The organism is Streptomyces spectabilis (assembly GCF_008704795.1).
GTDB lineage: Bacteria > Actinomycetota > Actinomycetes > Streptomycetales > Streptomycetaceae > Streptomyces > Streptomyces spectabilis.
In genome coordinates, this window is record NZ_CP023690.1 from 5531394 (window position 1) to 5546723 (window position 15330).

16 protein-coding genes and 2 CRISPR repeat arrays are annotated in these 15330 nt (G+C 70.3%); of the genes, 12 read left to right on the plus strand and 4 right to left on the minus strand.

Annotation, left to right across the window (positions count from 1 at the left end; all coding sequences use genetic code 11):
* The first annotated feature begins 57 nt into the window (after positions 1-57).
* The 3 genes from CP982_RS24215 to CP982_RS24225 are packed head-to-tail and all read left to right on the plus strand — an operon-like array spanning position 58 to position 2168.
* Positions 58-687, plus strand: a complete 630-nt coding sequence (locus CP982_RS24215) for an RNA polymerase sigma factor (protein ID WP_150515674.1) — start codon at positions 58-60, stop codon at positions 685-687.
* Positions 684-1616 (plus strand): CU044_5270 family protein, encoded by a 933-nt coding sequence (locus tag CP982_RS24220; RefSeq protein ID WP_150512441.1) that lies wholly within the window; start codon positions 684-686, stop codon positions 1614-1616. The genes CP982_RS24215 and CP982_RS24220 overlap by 4 nt, the downstream gene beginning before the upstream one ends.
* A gap of 42 nt (positions 1617-1658) precedes the next feature.
* Positions 1659-2168, plus strand: coding sequence for an SRPBCC domain-containing protein (locus CP982_RS24225; RefSeq protein ID WP_150512442.1), 510 nt, complete (start codon positions 1659-1661; stop codon positions 2166-2168).
* Between the two features lie 21 nt (positions 2169-2189).
* Here the strand turns inward: CP982_RS24225 and CP982_RS24230 are convergent, their stop codons facing one another.
* Positions 2190-3167, minus strand: a complete 978-nt coding sequence (locus tag CP982_RS24230; protein ID WP_150512443.1) for a quinone oxidoreductase family protein — start codon at positions 3165-3167, stop codon at positions 2190-2192.
* A gap of 147 nt (positions 3168-3314) precedes the next feature.
* Between CP982_RS24230 and CP982_RS24235 the strand changes: the two genes are divergently transcribed.
* A complete protein-coding gene (locus CP982_RS24235) occupies positions 3315-3641 on the plus strand; it encodes an ArsR/SmtB family transcription factor (protein WP_030685386.1) in 327 nt (108 codons plus the stop codon).
* Between the two features lie 6 nt (positions 3642-3647).
* Here the strand turns inward: CP982_RS24235 and CP982_RS24240 are convergent, their stop codons facing one another.
* Together CP982_RS24240 and CP982_RS24245 are read right to left on the minus strand one after the other, a co-directional pair.
* Positions 3648-4568 carry an isopenicillin N synthase family dioxygenase gene (locus CP982_RS24240; RefSeq protein WP_150512444.1) on the minus strand — a complete coding sequence of 307 codons (921 nt, stop codon included), beginning with the start codon at positions 4566-4568 and terminating at the stop codon, positions 3648-3650.
* 117 nt (positions 4569-4685) lie between these two features.
* Complete coding sequence (locus CP982_RS24245; protein WP_150512445.1) at positions 4686-4988, minus strand: PLD nuclease N-terminal domain-containing protein; 303 nt, start codon at positions 4986-4988, stop codon at positions 4686-4688.
* 88 nt (positions 4989-5076) lie between these two features.
* Here CP982_RS24245 and CP982_RS24250 point away from each other — a divergent pair, with 88 nt between their 5' ends.
* The 3 genes from CP982_RS24250 to CP982_RS24260 are packed head-to-tail and all read left to right on the plus strand — an operon-like array spanning position 5077 to position 8137.
* Entirely contained in the window at positions 5077-6528 is a 1452-nt protein-coding gene (locus CP982_RS24250) for a menaquinone biosynthesis decarboxylase (protein ID WP_150512446.1), read from the plus strand.
* The gene (gene mqnP / locus CP982_RS24255) at positions 6525-7427 is read left to right on the plus strand and encodes a menaquinone biosynthesis prenyltransferase MqnP (RefSeq protein WP_150512447.1); all 903 of its coding nucleotides are present in this window, start codon (positions 6525-6527) and stop codon (positions 7425-7427) included. The genes CP982_RS24250 and mqnP overlap by 4 nt, the downstream gene beginning before the upstream one ends.
* 35 nt (positions 7428-7462) lie before the next feature.
* Positions 7463-8137, plus strand: a complete 675-nt coding sequence (locus CP982_RS24260; protein WP_362136722.1) for a UbiX family flavin prenyltransferase — start codon at positions 7463-7465, stop codon at positions 8135-8137.
* A 16-nt stretch (positions 8138-8153) separates the two neighbouring features.
* Here the strand turns inward: CP982_RS24260 and CP982_RS42985 are convergent, their stop codons facing one another.
* Positions 8154-8279 (minus strand): hypothetical protein, encoded by a 126-nt coding sequence (locus tag CP982_RS42985; protein ID WP_260423133.1) that lies wholly within the window; start codon positions 8277-8279, stop codon positions 8154-8156.
* Between the two features lie 139 nt (positions 8280-8418).
* On the opposite strand from CP982_RS42985, the gene CP982_RS24265 reads away from it, so the two are divergent.
* The 5 genes from CP982_RS24265 (at position 8419) to CP982_RS24285 (ending at position 14325) form a co-directional block, all read left to right on the plus strand.
* Entirely contained in the window at positions 8419-8874 is a 456-nt protein-coding gene (locus CP982_RS24265) for an Lrp/AsnC family transcriptional regulator (protein ID WP_030685400.1), read from the plus strand.
* A 53-nt stretch (positions 8875-8927) separates the two neighbouring features.
* On the plus strand, positions 8928-10091 hold the full coding sequence (gene mqnE, locus CP982_RS24270) for an aminofutalosine synthase MqnE (protein ID WP_144320328.1): 1164 nt from the start codon (positions 8928-8930) through the stop codon (positions 10089-10091).
* A gap of 106 nt (positions 10092-10197) precedes the next feature.
* Positions 10198-10488: a DUF4229 domain-containing protein gene (locus tag CP982_RS24275; RefSeq protein WP_150512449.1), complete on the plus strand. Its 291-nt coding sequence runs from the start codon at positions 10198-10200 to the stop codon at positions 10486-10488.
* A gap of 391 nt (positions 10489-10879) precedes the next feature.
* The gene (locus tag CP982_RS24280) at positions 10880-12211 is read left to right on the plus strand and encodes a dicarboxylate/amino acid:cation symporter (RefSeq protein ID WP_150515675.1); all 1332 of its coding nucleotides are present in this window, start codon (positions 10880-10882) and stop codon (positions 12209-12211) included.
* A gap of 134 nt (positions 12212-12345) precedes the next feature.
* A CRISPR array of direct repeats spans positions 12346-13045; the repeat unit is 29 nt; unit sequence GGGACCACCCCCGCACGCGCGGGGACCAC.
* 362 nt (positions 13046-13407) lie between these two features.
* On the plus strand, positions 13408-14325 hold the full coding sequence (locus CP982_RS24285; protein WP_150512450.1) for an aminoglycoside phosphotransferase family protein: 918 nt from the start codon (positions 13408-13410) through the stop codon (positions 14323-14325).
* A 148-nt stretch (positions 14326-14473) separates the two neighbouring features.
* Positions 14474-15112: a CRISPR direct-repeat array (repeat unit 29 nt; unit sequence GGGACCACCCCCGCACGCGCGGGGACCAC).
* Positions 15113-15330 lie beyond the last annotated feature (218 nt).

Genomic DNA, 15330 nt, shown 5'->3' on the forward strand with positions numbered 1-15330 from the left:
GTGACACAGGTCATGGGAACCGGCCTTCGTCGTACGGACAGACAACAGGGCGTGGAGATGAATGAGGGGGAACTCGCGGCGGAGCGACGGCGGTTACGCGTACGGATCCGGGGCTCCGACCCCGACGCGTTCGGAGAGCTCTTCGACACCTACGCCCGCTCCGTCTACAACCACGCCTACCGCCTGACGGGGGACTGGTCGACGGCCGAGGACATCGTGTCGCTGACCTTCCTGGAGGCGTGGCGGCTGCGCGCCAGGGCCGACGCGGACGGCGGTTCGCTGCGGCCGTGGCTGCTCGGCATCGCCACGAACGTGACCCGCAACCAGCGGCGCGCGGGCCGCCGCCACGCCGCGGCCGTGGCCCGCCTTCCGCGCGCCGATGCCGTCGCCGACTTCGCCGACGAGGTCGCGGGGCGCGTCGACGACCGGGAGCAGCTGGCCCTCGTCCGCACGGCGCTCGCGAAGCTGCGCCGGGCCGAGCGCGAGGTGCTCGCGCTGTGCGTGTGGTCGGGGCTCGGCTACGAGGCGGCGGCGAGCGCGCTCGGCGTCCCGGTCGGGACGGTGCGCTCGCGCCTCTCACGGGCCCGGAGAAAGCTCGCGAAACAGATGGAACCGCCCGAGGCGCGCGAACAGATGAGAGAGGACCGCACCACCGCGGTCAGGCCTCTAGAGGAGGGCACGCGATGAAGTCACCCGAGAGCGGTGCCGACTTCCCGACCCCGCCGGAGCGGGACCTTCCGCCAGGCCGCCATCCGCGCCTGAAGGAGCATCTGTTGAACGAGATCCGGCAAGAGAACGGCGACACCGTGCCGCGCGCCAAGGGCAGGACCTGGCTGCGGCCCTCGCTGGTCGCGGGGGCGGTGGCCGCGGCGGTCGCCGCGGGCCTCGTGGTCGCCCAGCCCTTCGGCGGCGAATCGGCGCAGGCCGGGCCGCCGTCGAAGGAGACGGTACGGATGCTGGAGCAGATCGCGGACGCGGCGAAGCGGCAGCGGTTCGTACCGAAGGACATCGACGACGACCAGTTCGTCTACATCAAGAGCAAGGTGAGCTTGCGGGCGGACGGCAAGCAGCAGTCCCTGCACGACCGGGAGATCTGGCTCTCCGTCGACGGCAAGCACACGGAGCTGCTGCACGAGCCCGCCAACGACAACGCGAACATGTGGATGCCGCCGGAGGGGAAGCCCGTCGAGTCCGACACCGACTACCGCAATCTGCAGAAGCTGCCGACCGACCCGGTCAACATGCTCGACTGGCTGAACAGGGTGGCGAAGGAGGAGACCGACGGGAAGCCCTTCGTGCTCCTGGGCGACATGGTGATGGAGTCGCTGATGCCTCCGGAGCAGGCGGCCGCCATGTATCTCGCCGCGACGAGGATCCCCGGCGTCGAGCTGGTCGACGACGCCGTGGACGCCGCCGGGCGGCACGGGGTCGCCATCGCCTGGGAGGACGACGACGGCACCCGCGCCGAGCTGATCTTCGACAAGAGGACCAGGCGGTACATGGGCGAGCGGACCGTCATGACCGAGGACCAGCCGCACGCCGAGAAGGGCGAGGTGACCTCCAGCTCGGCCGTCGTGGAGCTGGAGGTCGTCGACAAGGCGGGCGAACGCCCGTAGTGGATGCGTGACGCGGGCGACCGTGTGCGTGAGGCTTGGGCCATGAGCGATGTCAGCGGAATCATCGAGCGGGGGACGAGCCGGAGCGAGGGGGACACGCACACGCTCCACTGGGTGCTGCGCCTGCCGCACCCCGTGGCTCGGGTGTGGGCGGCGGTGGCCACCCCGGAAGGGCTTCCCGGGTGGCTCGCCGCCGCCGACGTGTTCGAGCCGCGCCTCGGCGGCGCTGTGAGCCTGCGCTGGCTCAACAACGAGACCCCGGACAGCGCCGTTCACTCCGGGCACATCACCGCCTGGGACCCGGACGTCGTCGCCGAGTACACGATCGACCTGCACGGGCGCTGCCGGTTCCATCTGGAGCCCGCGGGGGACGCGGGCACGACGCTGCGGTTCACCAACGAGCTGACCGGCGAGGACAGCTTCCGCCTCGACTGCCTCGCCGGGTGGCACGACCACTTCGAGTTCCTGCTGGACGCGCTCGCCGGGCGCCCGAAGGACTGGTCGACGTGGAACCTGGACCGGTGGCGCGAACTGCGGGAGACCTACGCCTAGGGCCTGTCCGGTGGACAGGCCCTAGGCCACGCGCAGCAGCAGCTTGCCCGTCGTGGTGCGGGTGCCCATCAGCTCGTGGGCCCTCGCGGCCTCTTCGAGGGGGAACTCGGCGGTGACGGGCAGCGTGACCGTGCCGTCGGCGACCAGGCGGAAGGCGCGCTCGGCGATCGCGCGCAGCGCCCGCGGGTCCTCCTTGGCCAGGGTCAGGATGGAGAAGGCCGCCACGGACCGCGCGCCGGGGAACAGCTCGGCCTGGCCCGCGCGCCACGGCTCGGCCGAGCTCGCGTTGCCGTACGAGACCAGGCGGCCGAAGGTGGCGAGCGCGTCGAGGCCGGCGCGGAAGGCGTCGCCGCCGACCGGGTCGAGCGCGAGGTCGACGCCGCGCCCGCCGGTGGCCGCGCGGGCCGGGGCCGCGAAACCGGACCCGCTGTCGACGAACACCTCGTCGTAGCCGTACCGGCGCGCGTACTCCGCCTTCGCCGCGCTCGACACCACGCCGTACGCCGTGGCCCCGGCGGCCTTCGCCAGCTGGCCCACCACGGTGCCGACCCCGCCCGCGGCGCCCTGCACGAGCACCGTCTCGCCCGCGCGCAGGCGGCCGACCTCGTGGAGGAGGGCGTGGGCGGTGGGCAGGACGGTGGGCAGCGTGGCGGCCGTGCGCAGGCCGACACCGGCCGGGACCGGGAAGACGGTGGCGGCGTCCGCGACGGCCACCTCGGCGTAGGCGCCGCCCGCCGTGAGCGCGGCGACCTCCTGGCCGACCTCGAAGCCCGCGACGCCGGCGCCCACCGCGCGCACCCGACCCGCCACCTCGAGGCCCGGTACGAACGGCAGGCCCGGCACGCGGTAGCCCTCGGCGCGGGCCTTGAGGTCGGCGAAGTTCACGCCGGTGTACGCGACGTCGACGGCGACCTGGCCGGGCCCCGGCCCGGGGGCGTCGGTCTCGACGGTCTTCAGGACCTCGGGCCCGCCGAACTCGTGGAGCGTGACTGCGCGCATGCGTGTCTCCCGTGCTGGGTGCTGGATCTGCGTGTTCGTTCTGCGTGTTCGTTCTGCGTGTTCGATCTGCGTTGAACACTCGGGACTGTATGGTTTTCATCGAACACTCTGCAAGTCCCTGCCCCTCGCGAACGGGAAGGCGGGCCCATGGCCCCACGCACAAGCCACCGCGCGGCCCCCGTGCACGCGCGCCTCGACGACGTCACCGTGCAGGAGGCCCTCGCCGCGCTCGCCGACCCCGTGCGGCTGCGCCTGGTGCGGGAGCTCGCGGGCTCGGCGGACTGGTCGCGGGCCTGCGGGAGTTTCGACGTGCCCGTCGGCAAGGCCGCGCTGAGCCATCACTTCGCGGCGCTGCGGGCCGCGGGCCTGGTCGAGCAGCGCGACGAGGGGCCGCGGCGGGTGAACCGGCTGCGGCGCGAGGAGTTCGACGCGCGCTTCCCCGGGCTTCTCGCCCTGGTGCTGCGCGGCGACTGACCCGGCTCAGCCGGAGGCGATCGCGTCCAGTTGGGCGCGCAGATAGACGTGCGAGTCGATGCCGCGCACGTCCGTGCCCGGGTCGCACTCGTAGAAGTACACCAGCGACATCAGCTCCTCGGCGGGCACGTCGGCCGGGGGCGGCAGGACGCGGTGGCGGCCGGAGCGCCAGCGGCCGCCCGTCCAGCGCGCCATCAGATCGCCGATGTTGATCGTGAACGCCTCCGGGTCCCAGGGCGCGTCCTGCCAGCCGTCGGCGTCGGTGAACACCTGGAGCCCGCCCCGGCCCGCCTGCCGGTCGAGCACGGTGACCGTGCCGAAGTCGGTGTGCGGGCCGATGCGGAACTGGCCCGGCTCGGGCGTGCCGACCCGGTCGCGGCCCGGATACCAGTTGATGTTGAAGCCCCAGGTGGGGTGGCCGGTGTGGCGGGTGAAGAAGTCCTCGGGCTCGCCGAGCGCGGCCGCGAGCAGTTCGAGGAGCTGGTCGGAGAGCGTCCGCATCAGCCGCAGATACGTCTCCACACAGGCGCGCAGGCCCGGGGTCTCGGCGGGCCAGGTGTTGGGCGCGAACCACTCCGCGTCGACGGCCGCGTCGCCGGTCGGCTCGTCGGCGGCGAAGGACAGCGACTCCTTCAGGTCCGGCGGGGACGGGGTGCCCTCCGCGTAGCTGTTGGCCTCCGCGCCGGGGCCCAGCCAGCCGCGGGCGCCCACCCGCACGGAGTACGGCTGTTTGGCCTCGGGGGGAAGCCGGAAGAAGGAGCGGGACTCCTCGCGGATGGCCGTGCGCAGGCCGGGTGCCACGTCGTGGCCGGTGACGAGGAGGAAGCCCGCGGTGCGGAGGCCGTCGTCCACGGCCCTTTTGATCTCTTGGCGGGCTTCGGGAGGGCCGGAGCGCCACGCACGCAGGTCGACGGTGGGGATCGTCATGGTGCCTATGCTGCCCTCGCGGTGCGCCCCTGACCCGCCCCTTCCCGAGCAAGGGGGCTCCGCCCCCTTGGACCCCCTTTTCGGCGCTGCGCGCCTCGTCCTCAAACGCCGGACGGGCTATTTTCCCTCGTCCCGCTTGTCGTCCAGGTCCTTGTTCAGGTTCTTCAGGAACTCGGGGTTGTCGTCGGGGGCGACCCAGCCGCCGCGGGAGCCGCCCGCCCGGCCGGTCGCGGGCCCCCGCTTCTTGCCGGTGACGAACCAGGCGATCGGACCCAGGAGGACCTCGCCGAAGAGGAGCACGATGATGACCCACACCACCTTGGGCAGATGGCGCACTTCCTTCTCGGGAGTGTTGAGCACATCGATGAAGGCGTAGATCCACACGGCCAGGACCAGCAGGAACGGCAGATACCTGAGCATGTGTCGGAGATCCCCCAGAGAGCGGAGCGCGGGCGCCGGGCGTACCCGGTGACGGGGCCAGGGTAGCCGGTGACCGATACTTGACCGCATGGCTTATGACGATCTCCGCTCTCTGCTGAGGGCACTGGAGCGCGAGGGCGATCTGAAGCGGATCAAGGCCGAGGTCGACCCGTATCTGGAGGTCGGCGAGATCGTCGACCGCGTACAGAAGTCCGGCGGCCCGGCGCTCCTCTTCGAGAACGTCAAGGGCAGCGACATGCCCCTCGCGATGAACGTGTTCGGGACCGACCGCCGACTGCTCAAGGCCCTCGGCCTGAAGTCGTACGGCGAGATCAGCGAGAAGATCGGCGGGCTGCTCAGGCCGGAGCTGCCGCAGGGCTTCGTCGGCGTGCGCGAGGCCTTCGGGAAGCTCGGCGCGATGACGCACGTGCCGCCGAAGAAGGTCAAGGACGCGCCGGTGCAGGAGGTCGTGCTCCGCGGCGAGGACGTGGACCTGGACCGGCTGCCCGCCCTGTTCACCTGGCCGAAGGACGGCGGGTCCTTCTTCAATCTGGGGCTCACCCACACGAAGGACCCTGAGAGCGGTGTCCGCAACCTCGGGCTCTACCGGCTCCAGCGCCACGACCGGCGCACCATCGGCATGCACTGGCAGATCCACAAGGACAGCCGCAACCACTACCAGGTGGCGGCGCGGAGGGGCGAGCGCCTTCCGGTCGCGATCGCCTTCGGCTGCCCGCCCGCCGTGACGTACGCGTCCACCGCGCCGCTGCCCGGCGACATCGACGAGTACCTCTTCGCGGGCTTTCTCCAGGGCAAGCGGATCGAGATGGTCGACTGCAAGACCGTGCCGCTCCAGGTGCCCGCGCAGGCCGAGGTCGTCCTGGAGGGCTGGCTGGAGCCGGGCGAGATGCTCCCCGAGGGCCCCTTCGGCGACCACACCGGCTTCTACACGCCGCAGGAGCCGTTCCCCGCGCTGACGATCGACTGCGTGACGATGCGGAAGCGGCCGCTGCTCCAGTCGATCGTGGTGGGCCGTCCGCCGACGGAGGACGGGCCCCTCGGCCGGGCCACCGAGCGGTTCTTCCTGCCGCTCCTGAAGATCATCGTTCCGGACATCGTGGACTACCACCTGCCGGAGTCGGGCGGCTTCCACAACTGCGCGATCGTCTCGATCGACAAGAAGTACCCGAAGCACGCGCAGAAGGTCATGCACGCCATCTGGGGCGCGCACATGATGTCCCTGACCAAGCTGATCGTGGTCGTGGACTCCGACTGCGACGTCCACGACCTGCACGAGGTGTCGTGGCGGGCGCTCGGCAACACCGACTACGCGCGTGACCTGACCGTCGTCGAGGGGCCCGTCGACCACCTCGACCACGCCTCGTACCAGCAGTTCTGGGGCGGCAAGGCGGGCATCGACGCGACGAAGAAGTGGCCCGAGGAGGGCTACACGCGCGACGGCGGCTGGCCGGACATGGTCGAGTCGGACCCGGACACGGCGGCGCTCGTGGACCGCCGCTGGAGGGAGTACGGCCTGTGAGTTCCGCTTCCGCCGCGCTGCCGCAGCCGGGACGTACGAAAGCCTTCCTGCGGCTCGTCATGATCGAGCACTCGGTGTTCGCGCTGCCCTTCGCCTACATCGCGTCCCTGACGGCGATGTACGAGTGGGACAAGAACATCCACTGGGGGCGGCTGCTCCTGGTCACCATCTGCATGGTGGGCCTGCGCACCTTCGCGATGGCCGCGAACCGCATCATCGACCGCGAGATCGACGCCCGTAACCCGCGCACCGCGCACCGCGAGCTGGTCACCGGCGCGGTCACGGTGAAGTCCGCGTGGACCGGCGCGCTCGTCGCCGTCGTGGTCTTCCTGGGCTCCGCCGCGCTGCTCAACCCGCTGTGCCTGGCGCTCGCGCCGGTCGCGGTGATCCCGATGGTCGTCTATCCGTACGGCAAGCGGTTCACCAACTTCCCGCAGGCGATCCTCGGCATCGCGCAGGCCATGGGGCCGATCGGCGCCTGGCTCGCGATCACCGGCGAGTGGTCGTGGACCGCGGTGATCCTGGGTCTCGCGGTGGGCGTGTGGATCGGCGGCTTCGACCTGATCTACGCCTGCCAGGACGTGGAGAGCGACCGGGAGGCCGGTGTGCTCTCGGTCCCCGCGCGGTTCGGCGTTCCGGCCTCCATCCGGGGCGCGCGCGGCTGCCACGCCGTCACGACGGCGCTGCTCGTCTGGTACGCCGTACAGACCGGCGCGGGCGCGTTCTTCTGGCTGGGCCTGCTGATCGTCGCGGGTGCGTTCCTGTACGAGCACTCGATCGTGCGCCCGCACGACCTGTCCCGCCTCAACCGTGCCTTCTTCCAGGTCAACGGCTTCATCGGCATCGCGCTCTTCGTGTGCGCGCTGCTCGACCTGCTGGTGCGCGGGCTCACGGTATGACGGGCCGCACCGAGCCCGTGGATAGGCTGCGGGGCGTGAACGCGGGAGATACGGAGCGTAGGCCCTGGGTCGTGGGGGTGTCGGGCGCTTCCGGCACCCCGTACGCCGCGGCGGTCCTGCGGGCGCTGCTCGCGGCCGGGGAGAGCGTGGACCTGGTGGTCTCGCGGGCCTCGCGTCTGACGCTGCTCGACGAGACCGGCATCTCGTTCCGGGACGCGCACTGGCGCGCGGACCTGGAGCAGTGGCTGGCGCGGGGCGCGGACGGCAAGCCGGACACGTTCCGGGTGCGCACGGACGACGTGCGCTACTGGGCGGCCGGTGACCTGGCGGCGGGGCCCTCGTCGGGTTCGTACGCGACGAAGGGGATGCTGATCGTGCCCGCGTCCACGGCGTGCGTGGCCGGGGTGGCGCTCGGGCTCTCGAAGGACCTGCTGCAGCGCGTGGCGAGCGTGACGCTCAAGGAGGGGCGGCGGCTCGTGGTCTGCGTACGGGAGACGCCGCTGAACGGGCAGACGCTTCGGCACCTGGTGAGCCTGGACGAGGCGGGCGCGATCGTGCTGCCCGCCTCTCCGGCGTTCTACGCGGGGGCGACGCACATCCAGGATCTGGTGGACTTCGTCGCCGGGCGGATGCTGGACGCGGCTCAGGTGCCGCACCGGCTGTACCGCCGATGGGAAGGGGAGCTAGGAGGCGGCTCCCGTGAGGGGTGAGCGCCCGGAGGGGCGCTCAGCGCTTCTTGGCGGCGCGCTTGCGGGCCTTGCGCGCGGCGACGGCGGACTGGTGGGCACGCGAGCGGTTGGCCTGGTCCTGAAGCTCGCGCATACGGGCGTAGGCCATCTCGATCGTGTACACGGGGAACACTCCTGAAGGATTCGAAGGATCGTCGTTGATCGGCTGAACATCCGGAAGATTCGCAGGGTCTAGACCCTGTTACGCCTTAGATTCTACACGTAGACTCGCGAAAACGCTAAATAATGAAAGGCTTCGACCTATGGATGCCGTGGACAGGCAGCTCATCCAGGCTCTGCGCGAGAACGGACGTGCCTCCTACGCCGAGCTCGGGCGCCTCGTCGGCCTCTCCGGGCCCAGCGTCACCGACCGCATCAACCGCCTGGAGGCGGCCGGCGTCATCACCGGCTACCGCGCGACGGTCGACTCCGCGTCCCTCGGCCTCGGCGTCACCGCGCTGATCGGCATCTCGCTGTCCGACGCCGCCGACCACGAGGACGTGGCCCGGCGCCTGCGCGACCTGCACGAGATCGAGGACTGCTGGTTCATCGCGGGCGACGACTCGTACATGCTCAAGGTCCGCGCCAGCGACGTCGACGGCCTGGAGAAGACCATCCGCCGCCTCAGCGGCACCAAGGGCGTCTCGCGCACGCGGACGACGATCGTCCTCTCCACGAAGTGGGAGAACCGGGTCGGGGAACTTCCCGAGGAGGTCTAGGCGTACGGTTGGTCGGGTCTGTTCGCAGGTCGTTGAGGGATAGAGGTACGGCAATGGACGCAGGGCTCAAGCGCGACCTTGAGGAGAAGGTCCGCTCCGGCGAGCGGCTGTCCCGTGAGGACGGCATCGCCCTGTACGAGTCCGACGACCTGGCCTGGCTCGGCGGTCTCGCCCACGAGGTGCGCACCCGCAAGAACGGCGACGTGGTGCACTTCAACGTCAACCGGCACCTCAACATGACCAACGTGTGCACGGCCTCCTGTGCGTACTGCTCCTTCCAGCGCAAGCCGGGCGAGAAGGACGCGTACACGATGCGCATCGAGGAGGCCGTCCGGCTCGCCAAGGCGATGGAGGCCGACAACCTCACCGAGCTGCACATCGTCAACGGCCTGCACCCGAACCTCCCCTGGCGCTACTACCCGCGCTCGCTGCGGGAGCTGAAGGCCGCGCTGCCGAACGTCTCCCTGAAGGCCTTCACGGCCACCGAGATCCACCACTTCGAGACCATCTCGGGCCTGTCCGCCTCCGAGATCCTCGACGAGCTGATCGACGCCGGTCTGGAGTCGCTGACCGGCGGCGGCGCCGAGATCTTCGACTGGGAGGTCCGCCAGCACATCGTGGACCACAAGACCCACTGGGAGGACTGGTCCCGGATCCACCGCCTGGCGCACGAGAAGGGTCTGAAGACCCCCGCGACGATGCTGTACGGGCACATCGAGGAGCCCCGGCACCGCGTCGACCACGTGCTGCGCCTGCGTGAGCTCCAGGACGAGACCGGCGGCTTCCAGGTCTTCATCCCGCTGCGCTACCAGCACGACTTCGTGGACATGCAGGACGGCAAGGTCCGCAACCGCCTCCAGGCCCGCACCAAGATGGCCTCCGGCATCGAGGCCCTCAAGACCTTCGCCGTCTCCCGGCTGCTGTTCGACAACGTGCCGCACGTCAAGGTCTTCTGGGTCATGCACGGCCTCGCCACCGCGCAGCTCGCGCTCCAGCACGGCGCGGACGACATGGACGGCTCCGTCGTCGAGTACAAGATCACACACGACGCGGACAACTTCGGCACGCCGAACAAGCTGACCCGCGACGACCTGCTCGACCTGATCCGCGAGGCCGGGTTCCGCCCGGTGGAGCGCAACACGCGCTACGAGGTCATCCGCGAGTTCCCCGGGCCCGACCGGGAGCTGCGCGAGTCGCCGCAGCCGATGCGGCTCTGACCCGCCTCCTGCCGGGGCGCCGCGCCGTGCTTCACTGGAGGGGCTCGTCCGGCTCGGGCTGATTCGGGATGCTCGGGCCTATGTCGGAACGGAAGAGTGGATTGACATGCTCCGCTACACGCTGATGCGCCTCGGGGTCTTCGCGGGCTGCTTCTTGGTCGTCTGGGGCCTCGTCTACTCCGGCATCGTGCCGCGCGGACTCGGCGGCTCCAACCTCCTGTGGGTGGCGCTGCTCTCCCTGGTGGTCTCCGCGCCCCTCAGCTTCGTGCTCCTGCGCAAGGAGCGTGACCGCGCGTCGGAGAAGGTCGTCGCGAAGGTCGACAACGTCAAGGCCAGCCTGGAGCGCAACCGCACCCAGGAGGACGGCGCCGACGACGCCACGCGCACCGCGCAGTAGCGCGGAGGCCGCGGGCCGTGCGGCCCGCGCGGTCGTAAGGTTCGTCACACCCCACTCACCACGCCGCGAACCCCGGTACCGGAGCATGCCGCTCCGGTGCCGGGGTTCCGTCGTTTCTGGGACGCTTGGGACCCCGTCTACCTCAAACAAGGGCTTTGATGTACTCAAAGTTCAAGTGTTAACGTGTTCGACATGAAGACAGCAGCCGCGCACCGCAACGCCATGAGCGTCCCGCTCGTGGCGCGCCTGCATGTCGATCTCTGCCGCTGCATGTCCGCGGCCTGTCGCGTCATCTGAACGACTTCGACATCTGCACTGCAGCGGCGCCCGCCGACCTTTCGCGGTCGCCGCTCCTCACGTCCCCGTCATTACCCGGAGTGTGTCCGTGTCCGTGTCCGCGAATTCCGCGACCCCCGCCGGCGAGCCGAAGCCCGGCTTCCGGATACCGAAGTTCCTGAAGCTGCCCTTCTGGGCCCAGATCCTCGGCGGTCTCGTCCTGGGCGTGCTGCTCGGCTGGCTCGCCCGCAGCCAGGACATCAGCTGGCTCGTCACCACCCTGTCGAAGGTCGGCGACACCTTCATCGGCCTGCTGAAGCTGGCCGTCGCCCCGCTGGTGTTCTTCGCCATCCTGATCTCGATCACCAATCTGCGGAAGGTCAACAACGCCGCCCGGCTCGCGACCCGCACGCTCCTCTGGTTCATGATCACGTCGCTGATCGCGGTCGTCATCGGCCTCGTCATCGGCCTGGTCACCAACCCCGGCGCGGGCACGGGCCTGACCCCCAAGGACGGCGCCAAGCCCGAGCACGAGGGCTCCTGGATCGACTTCCTCACCGGCATCATCCCGACGGACGTCATCACGCCGTTCACCGAGCTGAACGTCCTGCAGATCGTCTTCATGGCCGCCGTCGCGGGCGTCGCCATCCTCAAGATCGGCGACGAGAAGGCCAAGCCGATCCTGGACCTCAGCGAGTCGATCCTCACGCTGCTCCAGAAGGCCCTGTGGTGGGTCATCAAGCTCTCCCCGATCGGCACCATCGGCCTCATCGGCTTCGCCATCGCCGACTACGGCTGGAACCTGATCAGCAAGTACGCCACGTTCACCGCGGACATCTACATCGGCTGCGCCCTGGTGATGTTCGGCGTCTACCCGCTGCTGCTCGCCACGGTCGCCAAGGTCAGCCCGCTCCAGTTCTTCAAGGGCGCCTGGCCCGCCATCCAGCTGGCCTTCGTCTCCCGCTCCTCCGTCGGCACCATGCCGCTGACCCAGAAGGTCACCGAGCGCCTCGGCGTGCCGAAGGAGTACACGTCCTTCGCGGTGCCGTTCGGCGCCACCACCAAGATGGACGGCTGCGCCGCGATCTACCCGGCGATCGCCGCGATCTTCGTCGCGCAGATCTTCGACGTGAACATGGGCATCAAGGAGTACCTCCTGATCGCCTTCGTCTCGGTCGTCGGCTCCGCCGCCACCGCAGGCCTCACCGGCGCCACGGTCATGCTGACCCTGACCCTGTCCACGCTCGGCCTGCCGATGGAGGGCGTCGGCCTGCTGCTCGCCATCGACCCGGTGCTCGACATGATGCGCACGGCCACGAACGTCGCGGGCCAGGCCCTGGTCCCGGTCCTGGTCGCGGCGCGCGAGAACATCCTCGACCGGGAGGCGTACGAGCACGCCTCGGCTTCGCCGATCGACGAGCCGGACGTGGTACCGGCTAACGCCTGACGCCTCCCGACCTCTTTCCGCGAGCCCCGCGCCGATGTCTTGGCGCGGGGCTCGGCGGTGTGGCGGGGTGTGGCTTGGGGGGCCCGTATGCGCGGGGACCACGAGTCGGGTTCGCTGTGCTCGCCGCTCAGCTCGGGACTACCCCCGCAAGCACGGGGACCACTGGGATGAACTGGCCCGCGGCGGCGGAGCGACGGGATCACCCCCGCACGCGCGGGGACCACTACAACGCCCCCGGCGGCCACACGGTGCGCTGGGGACCACCCCCGCACGCGCGGGGACCACGTCCGCGCCGCCCACCGCGGGACGATTGCTCTGGGACCACCCCCGCACGCGCGGGGACCACCGGCACATCGCGCGATCACCAGAGACGAGCACGGGACCACCCCCGCACGCGCGGGGACCACACCGCGCGGTAGGCCTCCTCGATGGCGGCGAGGGGACCACCCCCGCACGCGCGGGGACCACGAGGTGACCACCGCGGTGAACCGTGTCGCCCTGGGACCACCCCCGCACGCGCGGGGACCACGACGGTCTTCGCGGCTTCCCTGCGAAGTCGACGGGACCACCCCCGCACGCGCGGGGACCACCCGCCCGGTCCAGCACCTGGGCCAGCGTCAGGGGGACCACCCCCGCACGCGCGGGGACCACGGCCCGCCGCGGCGGCGGAAACGCGGGGAGGCGGGACCACCCCCGCACGCGCGGGGACCACAATGCGCAACAGGACGAAAGAATGGTGCTGTTGGGACCACCCCCGCACGCGCGGGGACCACGACATCGGCTCGTGGGGCGTCACTGCGGCGGCGGGACCACCCCCGCACGCGCGGGGACCACAGGCGGTGACCTGGGGGTTTGTCAGGCGACTGGGGAGTTCTGACTCACTTCTTGAGATAGCGGCATTGGGGTCATTCGATGGCGAATGCGTACAGTCGTTAATGCGACGGCGGTTGGTGGTCGCTTGTCTCAGGGGCTGGTGCAGCCTTGGTTGCTGTCGATGTTAGGCGGTCTAGATGGCCGCGGCAGTGGCCAAGGCAAGCGGCTATGGGGCCGTTTCGCAGCAGCTTGTCGTCTTGGCGCCCCCTCGTGGCCAAGTGGTGTGGTCTGTACGGTCGATGACGCGTCTGGCGGGCGTCGGGTTGGTCACCCGTGGGCGTGGCGCCAGTTGATCGCGCGCGACTAGGGGAGCTGGTTCGGGCATGGCGGCTGACGCTGGTCAGGGGTCGGAGAAGGGGTTCATGGAGGCGGGGGCGACGCGGGTGATGACTGCCGCGTGCCGGGCGGCGGGCCTGGACGACAGAGACGCGGAGTTGATCCGGCTCGGAGAGAACGCGCTCTTCCGACTCGCCTCGGCGCCCGTGATCGTCCGCGTCGCGCGCGGGCCGGAGTGGCTGACCAAGGCGCGCAACGAGGTCGCGGTCTCGCGCTGGCTGACCGGCGAGGGGTTCCCCGCCACGCGGGCCGTCGAGGACCTGGAGCAGCCACTCGTGATCGACGGCCATCCCGTGACGTTCTGGCACCTGATCGTTGAGGCAGACCGCAAGGCCACGTACGGGGAGTTGGGCGGTGTCCTGCGGGACCTGCACTCCATGACCGTGCCGGAGGGCCTCCACCTGCCGTCGTACGAGCCGTTCGACAAGTCGGACGTACGACTGGACAAGGCCGTGATCCCAGATGACGACAAGGCCTTCTTGCGGAAGCGCGCGAGGGAGCTCCGGGACAAGTGCGCTGAGCTGAGGTTCGAGACGCCGAAGGGGCCCGTCCACGGGGATGCCCACGTCCAGAACCTCATGGTGGACGTCCAAGGCCGCGTGATCCTGATCGACTTCGAAGTCTTCTGCTTCGACCACCCGGAGTGGGACCTGATGGTCACGTCCGTGGAACACCACAGCCTCGGCTGGCAGACCGAGCAGCAGTACGCCGACTTCGTGGGCGCGTACGGGCGGGACCTGTACGACTGGGAGGGCTACGCGACGCTCCGCGGGCTGCAGGAGTTCAACATGACGACGTGGCTCATGCAGAACGTGCGGGTGAGTGAGCGGGTGGCGGACGAGTACCGGCGCCGGATCGCGGCACTGCGGGATGACGATGGGCCTCGGGATTGGCGGCCCTGGTAGGGCTACGGCGGTGTGGCGTACCCCTTGGCGAGGTATGGGCACGCGGTGGGATCCGCACTCCGGGTGTAGAGGCTAGGGCTGTCGCGAAGGAGCCACCGCGTATGCGTGGGAGCCACTTCAACCTCGGCCAGGGGGGAGAGGCCACTATGGGTCCATCCCCGCACGCGCGGGGACCACCCGGGGGAGGAGTACTCGCCGCCGACCTGCCCGGGACCACCCCCGCACGCGCGGGGACCACCCTTCCCGGAGCGCGAGCACCTGGGGGATCAGGGGACCACCCCCGCCCGCGCGGGGACCACCCCGGCAGTCACTTCGCGGTCTGCGGCCAGATGGGACCACCCCCGCACGCGCGGGGACCACGCGTACCCCAGCAGCGGCCAGTGGCAGGTCGAGGGACCACCCCCGCACGCGCGGGGACCACATGAGCCTGAACCCGATCGAGGAGGGCGAGGAGGGACCACTCCCGCACGCGCGGGGATCACCTGAACTGCTCGCGGGCTGCATGCGCTCGGCTGGGACCATCCCCGCACGCGCGGGGACCACAGCGCACACCCCGTGGCTGAGCTGCGGGTCCAGGGACCATCCCCGCACGCGCGGGGACCACCAGCACACGCTTCACCGCGTCCTGCTCGCCGCAGGACCATCCCCGCACGCGCGGGGACCACGAGGTGCAGTATCCGTACGGCATCCCCGTGATGGGACCACCCCCGCACGCGCGGGGACCACACCTGGCCTGTGACGTTCACGGGCAAGCCGGGGGGACCACCCCCGCACGCGCGGGGACCACAGGCTGTGACCTGGGGGTTCGTCAGGCGGGTGGGCGGTTTTACTCACTTCTTGAGACTCGGGCATTGCGAGTATTTGGAGTGAATCATCCATTACCTCACGGTTCGGAGCTAGCGCGGGGGCTGTGGTGGTGCAGCCTTACGACTCGATGAGGCTACGTCTTTCTGGCCAACTCGACAGTAAAACCATTGCTGTTCAGCTGTGGCGATGGCGAGCCGC